At 42.8% G+C, this 11,105-nt stretch carries 10 protein-coding genes; 1 reads left to right on the top strand and 9 read right to left on the bottom strand.

Features of this window, described 5'->3' with window-relative positions:
• The 9 genes from HYV65_03785 to pilM all read right to left on the bottom strand — a co-directional run.
• A partial coding sequence (locus HYV65_03785; GenBank protein MBI2463324.1) for a prepilin-type N-terminal cleavage/methylation domain-containing protein occupies nt 1-122 on the bottom strand: 122 nt, incomplete at its 3' end.
• A 94-nt stretch (nt 123-216) separates the two neighbouring features.
• Complete coding sequence (locus HYV65_03780) at nt 217-1,422, bottom strand: type II secretion system F family protein (protein ID MBI2463323.1); 1,206 nt, start codon at nt 1,420-1,422, stop codon at nt 217-219.
• A gap of 106 nt (nt 1,423-1,528) precedes the next feature.
• Nucleotides 1,529-2,608, bottom strand: coding sequence for a type IV pilus twitching motility protein PilT (locus tag HYV65_03775; protein MBI2463322.1), 1,080 nt, complete (start codon nt 2,606-2,608; stop codon nt 1,529-1,531).
• Between the two features lie 73 nt (nt 2,609-2,681).
• Nucleotides 2,682-3,065, bottom strand: coding sequence for a response regulator (locus tag HYV65_03770; protein MBI2463321.1), 384 nt, complete (start codon nt 3,063-3,065; stop codon nt 2,682-2,684).
• 147 nt (nt 3,066-3,212) lie between these two features.
• Nucleotides 3,213-4,961, bottom strand: a complete 1,749-nt coding sequence (locus HYV65_03765) for a type II/IV secretion system protein (GenBank protein ID MBI2463320.1) — start codon at nt 4,959-4,961, stop codon at nt 3,213-3,215.
• Between the two features lie 157 nt (nt 4,962-5,118).
• Nucleotides 5,119-5,385: a hypothetical protein gene (locus tag HYV65_03760; protein ID MBI2463319.1), complete on the bottom strand. Its 267-nt coding sequence runs from the start codon at nt 5,383-5,385 to the stop codon at nt 5,119-5,121.
• A gap of 28 nt (nt 5,386-5,413) precedes the next feature.
• Complete coding sequence (locus tag HYV65_03755) at nt 5,414-6,022, bottom strand: hypothetical protein (protein ID MBI2463318.1); 609 nt, start codon at nt 6,020-6,022, stop codon at nt 5,414-5,416.
• 9 nt (nt 6,023-6,031) lie between these two features.
• Entirely contained in the window at nt 6,032-6,601 is a 570-nt protein-coding gene (locus HYV65_03750) for a hypothetical protein (GenBank protein MBI2463317.1), read from the bottom strand.
• Nucleotides 6,602-6,683: 82 nt separating this feature from the next.
• Entirely contained in the window at nt 6,684-7,775 is a 1,092-nt protein-coding gene (gene pilM, locus HYV65_03745; protein MBI2463316.1) for a type IV pilus assembly protein PilM, read from the bottom strand.
• Nucleotides 7,776-8,074: 299 nt separating this feature from the next.
• On the opposite strand from pilM, the gene HYV65_03740 reads away from it, so the two are divergent.
• Nucleotides 8,075-10,807 carry an ATP-dependent Clp protease ATP-binding subunit gene (locus HYV65_03740; protein ID MBI2463315.1) on the top strand — a complete coding sequence of 911 codons (2,733 nt, stop codon included), beginning with the start codon at nt 8,075-8,077 and terminating at the stop codon, nt 10,805-10,807.
• The last annotated feature ends 298 nt before the right edge of the window (nt 10,808-11,105 follow it).

The following is an 11,105-nucleotide window of genomic DNA, read 5'->3' as shown; positions in this document are numbered from 1 at the left end:
TTTGCTGTTGGATTAATAGCCACATACACAGCCGTTGCGAGTAATCCCATTATAGCAACTACTATTAGGAGCTCGATGAGAGTAAAACCAGCAGAAGATCTTTCTAAATTTTTGGTTAACATAGTTAAAGACTTAAATATAATTTTATCATTTATGCGACCCTTTTATTATACATTTTAAATGCAAAATAGCATATATGTGAATAACTTACCCCTCCTACTGAGTTGATAGCTGAAGAATTGGTAAGTAAATTCCGGCAACTAGAAGACCCACGCCGAGAGCAATTACTGCAATCATCACTGGCTGAATAAGCGTTGATACGCTGTCTAGCGTAGTATCAACTTCTTTCTCATAAAAATGAGATACATTTTTTAAAATTGAGTCTAATTTTCCTGTTTGCTCTCCAACTGACATCATCTGTATTACAAGCGGCGGAATTTGCGGGTAAGCACGTAATGCTCCAGCTATGGTTTCACCGCGTCGCACGTGTTCCTCTGCGTCTTTAATTATACCACGATACACCGTATTTCCCACAATGTCCGAAGTAATGTTCAAAGCCTTAATTATGGGGACGCCTCCATAAATAAGCAGACTTAGGTTATCCGCAAAACGATACAGATACATTTTACTCGCAATACCGCCTACGATAGGAACGCGTAGAATTGTTTTATCCCAAAAAATCTTGCCTTCTGGCGTATTAAGATAGCGACGGATAAAATATATTGCGACTGGAGTGCCTATCACTAACAACGGCCAAAAGGTGGTAAGAAAATGACTAATGCCTATAAGCATTTTTGTTACAAGGGGAAGATCTTTGCCTGTTTGTGCAAACATAGTAGTTAACTTTGGTACGACAACTACAAGCATCAAAGTCATTATAATAACAAAGACAAATCCTACAAACGCGGGATAATACATTGCACCAGTCAATTTTCCTTGTAATTCATATTGTTTTTCCTCGTACTTTGCTAAATATTCCAAAACTTCGTCCAGTTTCCCTGATGCCTCGCCGCCTTTAACCATTTGCACGTAAAAATTAGAAAAAACTTTAGGATGTCTTGACAAGGCGTCAGAAAAGGGCATTCCCCCATCAACGTCAGAGGCTATGGAGGAAATCACCTCATTTAGCTGTGGTTTCGTGGATTGGCTTGAAAGTGTTCGTAAACTAGGCACGAGCGGCACCTGCGCCTGAAAAAGTGTCGCTAGCTGGCGCGAAAAAATAACGACATCTTGCGTTTTAATGCCTCTAAAAAAAGTGACGCCGCGAGTATAGAAGGGCGCCTCTTCTTGCCCCTGAAGAGTGGTGACCAATAAATTATTTTGTTGCAAAATTTCTGCCGCTGCTTCTTTACTGGATGCCTCCACACTACCGGTGCGCAGTTCGCCTTTTGCAGTACGGGCTTCGTATGTATAAATGGGCATAAACCAAAATTAAAAGTCAAAAATTAAAAATCAAAAGTATGATTCAAAGTTTCAAAGTACCCTGGGCGTAACTTTTAACTTATAACTTTTAATTTTTAATTTAGTTCTATCCGATCAGCATCCTCAACTCGTCCACATTCAGGGAATAACTCTCCGCATCTTCGAGTGATATCTCGCCACGCTTAACTAGCTCCGCTAGCGAGCGGTTAAGAGAAATCATTCCTTCATCCACGTTGGTTTCAATCACAAGGTTTAGCTCGAATGTTTTCTCTTCGCGAATAAGATTTCTTATGGCATGATTGGCAATCATTAGCTCTACTGCCGGCAAACGGCCGCCTTCAATGCGTGGAATTAGACGCTCAGAGAGTACGCCGAGAATAGTAAGCGCAAGCTGTGATCTCACTTGGCTTTGTTGCCCCGGAGGAAATGTGTCGATTATACGATCTATTGTTTGCGCCGCGTTGTTGGTATGCAATGTTGCAAATACCAAATGGCCCGTTTCAGCTGCGGTAATTGCAGTGGAAATTGTTTCAGGATCTCGCATTTCTCCTACCATAATAACATCCGGGTCTTCACGCAAAGAGGCGCGCAGCGCCGAAGCAAAGCTTAATGTATCCTGATGTACTTCGCGTTGATCAATAATGCAACGATGCTGAACAAATTGATATTCTATCGGATCTTCAATAGTGATGACATGCTCTGTGCGCGTATGGTTGATTTCATCAATAAGAGCGGCGAGTGTAGTTGATTTACCCTGTCCCGATGCGCCCACAACAAGAAAAAAACCTTGGGTGTATTTAGTAAATTGGTGCAGAATCGGTGGTAATTGTAATTCTTCTAGTGTGCGGATCTTGGCGGGAATTAAACGAAAAGCACCAGAAAGAAAACCGGATTGCTTATATATATTAACGCGAAAACGCGTGCTGTCTTGCAGCATAAATGAAAAATCTACCTCACCATTTTTATGAAGGATATCTTTCTGTATCTCCTTCATTACTGCCATTACCAAACCTTCGGTATCTGTTGGCATTAAAGTCGGTTGATCCAAAATAGGCACAAGCTTACCGTCAATGCGTAATGTGGGGGGGCGACCAACGGAAATATGCAAATCAGATGCTTCTTGCCTGGCAGCAATCTGTAAAAGCTCTTTTACTGTCGCGTCATAATTAACTATACTTTTTGGCATAAGATTGATATTTTATATTTTCCGCCCAAGGCGCCTGCCCGCCTCTGGCGGGCCTGTCCGCCTCTGGCGGGGATCAGCCTCGGGCTGATGCGTTAAGCAATTCTTTTACCTTTGCCACAACTTCCGTAGGCGTATTGTGCGCTTTTATAATGTATGCGTCGGCGCCTAGCTTCATACCTTTTTCTACGTCCTCTTGCTGACCAAGATTACTCAGCATAACGACTTTTACCCCTGCAAGATCCGAAATCTGACGAATTGAGTGCAACACCTCAAACCCATCCATGCGCGGCATGACTATATCTAAAAGCACAGCGTTCGGTTTCTCCTCTCGTACTTTCTGCAAACCGGATGCACCATCTTTGGCTACATCAACCTCAAATCCTGCATTACGGAACTTTGTAGAATAAATATCTGAAAGAAATTCATCATCTTCAACAAGAAGAATTTTGTATCCCATATTGCAAGTAAATTTATTTAGATTTGAATTTATATAACTTTTTATGGAAAGGGCGCGTATGTATGATGGTGGTTGGGCGGGGGTCTGGGCCATCACACATACGCGCCCCTTCCAACGAAAACTTCATTATTCACAAGGCACTCTTATCTACGCGGCTTCCTCTGCTTTTCCAAATTGCAAAGCATCTTCAATGGTTACAAGACCTTGCAATGCTTTAATGATACCATCTTGGCGCAATGTAACAAACCCTTCCCTTCGCGCCTCTTCTACTACGCGCCATTCTTGCACGGTACCTTCGCTGATAATCTTTTTAATTTCCTCCGATATAGGCAAAACCTCAAAAACACCAATTCGTCCCTTGTAGCCGGTCCTTCCGCATTGCGTGCAGCCAGGCGCCCTCCAAATCATAATCGGTTTCTTTATATTAATAGTTTCGCGAACGTCCTGAGGAAGCTTCGCCACTTCTTCGTCAATTATTTTAGCGATTGCGGGCAATGCTTCTTCTTGATTGCGACAATATTCACAAAGTTTTCGTAATAAGCGTTGGGCAAGCGCCAACGCCAAAGCGCTCGGCAAAAGATATGCGTCAACTCCCATATCAACCAAACGCGGAATCACACCAACTGCATTATTTGTGTGTATTGTTGAAAACATCAGGTGTCCGGTGAGCGCGGCATGCGTTGCAAGCTCCGCGGTTTCCTCATCGCGAATCTCACCGACCATGATAATGTCTGGGTCTTGACGTAAAATATTACGCAGCCCAGATGCGAAAGTATATCCTATCTCTTCTTTAATTTCTGATTGATTAAAACCTTCAATGCGATATTCTACAGGGTCTTCAAGCGTTACCACATTAACTTTTTCTTTAGGTAAAAGATTAAGAAGAGCGTAAAGTGTTGTTGATTTTCCAGATCCTGTAGGTCCGGAAACAAGTATCATGCCATATGGAAGAAGCAGAGCCTGCTGTACAAGGGAAAGATTCTTATTCATTAGGCCGAGGGCCGGTAAATCGCGCAGAGCTGTCGCAGCCGTTAATACGCGCATCACTACCTTTTCTCCAAATGTAGTGGGGAAGGTTGAAACGCGAAAATCAACCTCCGCGCCATCCAATTCCATATGAAAACGGCCGTCTTGCGGTATGCGTGATTCGTCAATGCGCATTCCGCCAAGAATTTTAATGCGTGCCACTACAGCGTTGTGCACCGTGCTTGGCAATAAAAGACCTGTAAACATCTGCCCCTCCACGCGGAATCGCACGCGAGTTTGCTCTTGAAGCGGTTCAATATGAATGTCAGATGCTTTGCCCTCCACCGCATGCTTAAGAATAACAGTCGCGATTTTAATAATTGGAGCTTCTTTGAAAACCTCTGCTGGTGCAACTTCCTCTTTTAGCTCCTTTTCCCCTTCAATCTCTGCCTCAAAACCAGCTAGGGCATTAGATACTTCGCGAGCTACGTCTTTGTACCGACCCAGAATTTTTTTAAAATCCTCTTGTATAATAACCACCGCTGAGGGCACGAGTGGACTGCGAAGCATTACGAAGCGCAAAGCTTCTTGGGCATTTAAGTCTTGAGGATTAACCATGCCGACAAGCAAAGTACCTTCTTTCTGCTCCAGTGGTACGAATTGGTATTGCTTTGCGGCATCTTCCGGAATTTGGCGCAGCAAGTCTGACGAAGCCTCATAACCTTCCGGCATCTTCCATGAAGATACACCGCTTAATTCACTTTTAAGTTGCAAAAAATCATCGGGAGAAATTTTAACTTCACCCAAAATAACTTCTTCTACTGAAACATTGGCTTGCTCCGCCTTTTTTACAATTTGCTCCGCGCCCGCAGCGTCCAATGCTTTACGCTCAACCAACGCATTAAGAATTTTTTGATCGAAAGAAGACATGAGTATTAAAATGTCAAAATCCAAATTTCAAATGACAAATCAATTACAAATTTCAAATGCCGAAATCTTCATATTCTGACATTTGACATTGGTAGATGATTTTCCGCCTGAGGCGGATCAGCCTCTGGCTGAGAAATTTGTCATTTGGACTTTGATATTACTTAAACGGGTTTTCTCTCCCAACAGAAGATGGGGCTACGACTGGTGGATACATTGTCAGGTTAAGGAAAGTTTTATTGGTAAAGAGATTCTGCGGCAATGAAAATGTTGAAATAGTCTGTGAAGCAAATGGGGCGCTAACCTCTACCGAGATTCCTTGTTGCCTGAATTTGCCAAAGTAAAGCACCACGGCCGTGGCTGCCACTATAACAACTAAACCTATAATCAATGTTTGCTGCCGTTTTTGTTGTTCAATAAGTGCCATAAATACAAATTATTTACTGAAGTACGCCTTAGGGTAACGAATACATCGTCCCCTGCAATTCTATTTCTAGAAGATTTGCATCTCGAAATGGTGGGCCTTCTTTTCCTTTCCCTTCTTCCTTCACATGGACAACGGTGAATGAATCGATGTCATTAAGACGAAGTAAATTTTCCAGACTTAAAACAAGGCGTTTTATAGAAATATAATCTCCTGTCGCGGAAACTCCGAAAATAATATTTTTCAAGCCATCTTGTGGGGTTTCGGATTGTTGCTGTAATGGAGCGGCCGAAGTTCTTGTTGTTTTCTCCCGCGTATCTTGCAAAGAAATTTTACTAATTGCAAGTCCGCTATCAGCAACAACACGATCCAATATAGTAAGGACATTGGGCGTATCAGTATTAGTGGGTAGGGCGGCTATAACCCGATCTTTTATAGAACGATCTAGCTTCTTATAAGACAAGATTGCACTTTCAAGCTCATCGCGCTGATTTTTTGCAATCGTAGTTGCCGCATCTATCTCTTGAATTTGCGCGTTTTTATCTTTAATTGATGCCCACTCTGGTATAATACCAAAATACACTCCGGCCACTGAAGCGCCTAGTAATAATAAGGTAATGATGTTCTTAAGAGAGAACATAATAGTCAACTATTTCTTTGGAATAGTAAATAATGGATCTGTTTTTAATGTTACAGAGAAGACCAATCGACCATCTGTGCCAAGCTGAAAATTTTCTAGATGCACGCTTGTAATATTTTTTGTCGCGTTCCACAATACAAGCTGTTCCGCGAGAATTTTATAGCTATCTGTATTACCCCTCGCTTTTATCTGTGATGATGAGTATTCAAAACTTAATTCATCAAGAACAACCAGCGGATGGAGGGAAGACTCAATTAAAGGAAATATCCGTGATGGTTGATGATGCGAATCAAGTAAAGATTGCAGCTGATTGGCGCGACCAGCAAACTCTCGTGCATCTATATTTTGCTTAATAGTTTCCGGGCTCACGAGCTGCAAGTAGGCATTCTTTGCATCGTCTAATTTTTTTTGATCGTTTTGAGAAAGAGAATATAGCACGCCGTATGCACTACCAATAATTAGCAATGCGATAACCCCAAATATAAGAAATAGATTTTGCTGAATAATAGCAAAAATAGCAGCAAGCCCCGATGGGCTCTCCGGCTTTTTTTTGGGAATAATGCTGATTGGCATGGTCATGGTGAGTAGTGAGTGTAGTGAGTAGAATGCGCCATTGACGCATTGAAGCCTACCACTACTTACTACTATAATACCATCTAGTTTATAAAATACTTCTTAACGCAAGCCCTATTGCTACACTGAACGAAGGCCCAATATCCTGCGTAACATCTTTTAATACAGACGGATAAGAAAGATGGGCAAATGAATCGCCGGTAACTGTTTTGATATTAAGAATTTTTTGAATATAATCCCCCAATCCAGTCAAACGAGATGAACCGCCAGTAAGAATGAGTGAAGTCGGTTCACTGCCTCCCTGACGTTTATAATCTTGCACAATTTTTTGCACATCCGCGAGGACGGTATTTATAAGCGGAATCAACAAATCTGCTATTTGCGCATCGCCCGCTAGTCCCTTTTGTATTTTTAATTCTTCAGCCCTTGAGAGACTAACTCCCATACCACGCGAAATAACTTTGCTCAATTCTGATCCAGACAAAGAAGAGTTATGGTGAACGGCCACGATACCTTTCTCTGAAATACAAATATCGGTACTGTGCCCGCCCATATCTAGGATAATTGTAGGTGCAAGATTTTCATTAATTAGCGCGCGAGCTACGCTGAATGTCTCCAATTCAAGCGCAACAAGATTAAGCTTGACCGCTTCTAATAATCTATAATATTTGTTTATCACGTCATTGGGAACAGCGATAACAAGAACTTTTGTTGTTTTGGTATTTGAAAGAAAATCTATCGGAAGCCAATCTATTTTCACTTCTACAAGAGGAATGGGTATATATTGCCTTGCCTGATAAATTACTGCTTGCTCAAGCTCGGTTGGAGAAACGGTAGGAAACTCAATCATTGTTGAAAAACTAGAAAATACAGGTATCGCTACCACGACATCTCGCGTTGTGATTTTAGTAGCCCCAATAATTTCTTGAATGATGGAAGCGATTTGACTGTCGGGAATCTTTAATGTGCTTGTTTGAACCACCCCATCTACCGCACCTCCGATAAATTCACCGTAGTTTATTAATTTCTTCTCTCCTCCAGAATGAGAAATTTCAACAAGCTTGACCGATGAAGTGCCTAAGTCAATACCAAGAACAGATTCAATTTTCTGCTGAAAAGGATTCCAAATCATATGGTTAGATTTTGCCACGCGCAACAGCGCGTTCGCAAAATCAATCATCCCGCTCCAATAGAGCGGGGTACCTTAAATTCCACCACGCGACTACAGTGATTTCTAGAATTCATACATATATTATACCAGCTATTGCAAAGTAGCGCACGAGGATAGTTATACACATATGGCAATCTCAAATATCAAATCGCAAAACGCAAAGCTATAACTCAAATCTTCAATCTACGGAAAAGTTTTAAGATTTTAGATTCAGTTTTGCGATTTGACATTTGAAATTTGAGATAAAATGCCACGCTTGAAAATCCTCCCCTCTATGCTACCATGCACTCATTCTTAATCACCTCGCAATGGGTCCTATTTTTCTTCCGGAACAATTCAGGCAACGCCTAACTAAACGAGCAAATGAGGCACTTGTCAATTCCGCTGCCGTTGCAGCACGCTACCCGTTTTCTACCGGCAACTCTACTCGAGAAACCCATCCTCTGCATCTTTTATATGCTCTAGCTCTTCAGCACGGGGCGCTGGCTAGAACAATGCTTTCAATGGAAAGAATACCGACATCACGCCTGCTTACTTTGGTAAAACGAAAAGCCCGTCAAGTGAACAAAAAAGGGCTGGCGCGGCATACTCCTTCTGCATCGCAACCGTTTATGGTGAGCTCGCTTGCCCTGCCTGCCCCGAATAGAATTGATGGGAGCTTGCTCGCCCCGAGATTGTCTAAAGGGTCTAATCAGTTGAAGGGGTCTAATCCATCTATCCGCCTACAAAAAATACTCAAACGCTCTCTTGTTATCGCCATGGAATACGGCCAGCCGTATGTAGGCACCGAGCATTTGCTATATGCCATACTTGAGGGACCAAGCGCGCCGCTGTCTGCCAACCAATGCAAGAAACTGAAAATACAGCTGGATGATCTTTTTTCCAGCTCACAACGTCTTTCTTCTCTTGCCTCTCATGCCATCAATGACAGCGTTTTTCCACCTCCGCTAGATAAAGAAACCAGAAACCGCTATGGAAACCCGACTAAAAACGATTTCCCCGAACTTCCGTTTTTCCCCGAATTTGAAGGACAAGATAGTCGTCCTCAGCGTTCTGCTGCTACCAAATCAGCGCTGCAATCATTTTGCGAAGACCTGGTGTCGCGCGCGGAAAAAAATGAAATTGACCCGCTTATAGGCCGCGAAACGGAAATGGATCGCCTAATACGAATTCTTTTGCGCAGGACCAAGAATAATCCTTTGATTCTTGGCGATCCGGGTGTTGGAAAAACAGCTCTGGTAAACGGTCTCGCTCAAAAAATTGTTGCGGGATGCGTTCCGCACACACTCTTGCATAAGCGTATCTATTCTTTAGATTTGAGTTCATTTATAGCCGATACTATGTTCCGAGGCGAATTTGAGGGCCGCATGCGCGATTTGTTAAAGGAAGCTGCGAATGAAGATGTCATACTGTTTATTGATGAAATACATACCATAATTGGCGCTGGCGGAGCGCAGGGTTCGCTTGATGCGGCAAATATCCTAAAACCGGCACTGGCACGCGGCACCATCCGCTGTATTGGCGCCACAACTTTTGAGGAATACAAAAAATATATTGAAAAAGACCGCGCGCTGGAGCGACGTTTTCAAATTATCACGATAAACGAAGAAACATCTGCCGAATCCGTACAGACGCTTAACGCAATAAAACCTCTTTATGAAGAGCACCACAATGTACGCATTTCCCCCAAAGCCATAAACGCTGCGGTGGAATTTTCAGTAAGATACGTTTACGGTCGCGCACTGCCAGATAAAGCTATAGACTTGCTGGATGAAGCGGCTAGCCGCGTGCGCAGCCGCACGCCGCAAGTACGCAATGCCATTTCTTACATTTCAGCGCTAGAACGAGAAAAAACAGCCACTAACCGAAAAAAAGAAGAGGCGCTTTTCCTTCAGCAGTATCAAAAGGCTGTTGTGCTTAAAAATCATGAGATGGAACTGACGGCGGAAATTACCAAACTGAAAAAATCAATGGGTGATCGCGATGAGTCTGCTTATCCGATAGTGACAGAGGATACGATACGCGAGGTAGTCTCGGAGTCTACCGGTATTCCAATTGAACGTTTGGATCAAAAAGATCGTGCGCGTTTTTTGGCGCTGGAGAGTGAGCTCGACTCTGCCATAGTCGGCCAAAAAGAAGCAGTGAAAACTGTCGCCTCAATCTTGCGAAGAAACAAATCTGGCATTCAAGCAGGACCACGCCCTTTGGGCTCATTCCTTTTTGTTGGGCCGAGCGGCGTGGGCAAAACCGAGCTTGCCAAGATCCTTGCGCGCACACTTTCACCAAAACACGCGCAACTTTCCTCTCCGCCAAACCTAATTACGCTTGATATGTCAGAATATAGTGAGCCACACAGCGTCTCACGGCTTATTGGCTCTCCTCCTGGATATGTTGGCCACGAGGAAGGCGGCCAGTTAACAGACAGGGTGCACATAAACCCATACAGCATTATACTTTTTGATGAGATAGAAAAAGCGCATCCGGCAGTGCTGCACACATTGTTGCAAATTTTGGATGAAGGAGCTTTGACAGATGCTCATGGCAAACGTGTTAATTTCTCAAATACCATAATCATTCTTACCTCTAATATTGGCACCGAGAGATGGTTCGCGAGCAAGGCACTTGGTTTTACCTCCGACACCACGACTACCATGGAGGCAGAAATAACTGAAAAGCTCAAAGAATTCATGCGTCCCGAGGTGTTAAACCGCATTGATCACGTTGTGCTATTTAGGCCGCTCGACGAAAAAGATATTACCGCCATAGTTGGACTGCAAATTGCCAGTTTACAAAAACATCTTGCGCATTCCGTACAGTTGACGGTTGAAGCTTCTGTAATCCCATGGCTCGCCAAAAAATCAGACAAGCCGGAACAAGGGGCTCGCGCAGTACGAAAAATAATCGAAGACCACATAGAATCTCCGCTTGCTGTGTTTATCTTGGAACATGATCCGGCGACGGTACATGTGGGGTTACGGAAGGGGGAGATTATGATAAGTAAAACCAAAACCGGAAAATTTAGAGCTTACAATGACAACTAATTTTCAATGATCAATTTTCAATTTACATTGAATTTACAATGCTTCAGTTTTCAAAAACCAATATATAAGTATTTTTGATAGGTTTGAAAATTTAGTTTTTGTAAATTGATTGAAAATGGCGTTGTTGAGTAAATCCCGAACACGATAGTTTTCACCCAGTGTATTCAGGATTTACTCAACAACATAGGAGTCCGGCATACCAAGAGCAGTCATGATATTCAATGCCTTGCAGCGTAGGAATAGCTGGACTCGTTGATTAATAAAAAGACGTGCTTGTACCTTGTCAGAAAAGATAGTT

This window comes from Candidatus Spechtbacteria bacterium, from assembly GCA_016188605.1.
Classification (GTDB): Bacteria; Patescibacteriota; Minisyncoccia; order Spechtbacterales; family JACPHP01; genus JACPHP01.
This window is presented reverse-complemented; position numbering and strand designations above follow the sequence as displayed.

Excerpts from the sequence above, each read along its gene's own strand:
- HYV65_03740 (MBI2463315.1), top strand. The coding sequence starts at position 8,075 with ATGGGTCCTATTTTTCTTCCGGAACAATTCAGGCAACGCCTAACTAAA.
- pilM (MBI2463316.1), bottom strand. The coding sequence starts at position 7,775 with ATGATTGATTTTGCGAACGCGCTGTTGCGCGTGGCAAAATCTAACCAT.
- HYV65_03755 (MBI2463318.1), bottom strand. The coding sequence starts at position 6,022 with ATGTTCTCTCTTAAGAACATCATTACCTTATTATTACTAGGCGCTTCA.
- HYV65_03780 (MBI2463323.1), bottom strand. The coding sequence starts at position 1,422 with ATGCCCATTTATACATACGAAGCCCGTACTGCAAAAGGCGAACTGCGC.
- HYV65_03770 (MBI2463321.1), bottom strand. The coding sequence starts at position 3,065 with ATGGGATACAAAATTCTTCTTGTTGAAGATGATGAATTTCTTTCAGAT.
- HYV65_03765 (MBI2463320.1), bottom strand. The coding sequence starts at position 4,961 with ATGTCTTCTTTCGATCAAAAAATTCTTAATGCGTTGGTTGAGCGTAAA.
- HYV65_03775 (MBI2463322.1), bottom strand. The coding sequence starts at position 2,608 with ATGCCAAAAAGTATAGTTAATTATGACGCGACAGTAAAAGAGCTTTTA.
- HYV65_03760 (MBI2463319.1), bottom strand. The coding sequence starts at position 5,385 with ATGGCACTTATTGAACAACAAAAACGGCAGCAAACATTGATTATAGGT.
- HYV65_03750 (MBI2463317.1), bottom strand. The coding sequence starts at position 6,601 with ATGACCATGCCAATCAGCATTATTCCCAAAAAAAAGCCGGAGAGCCCA.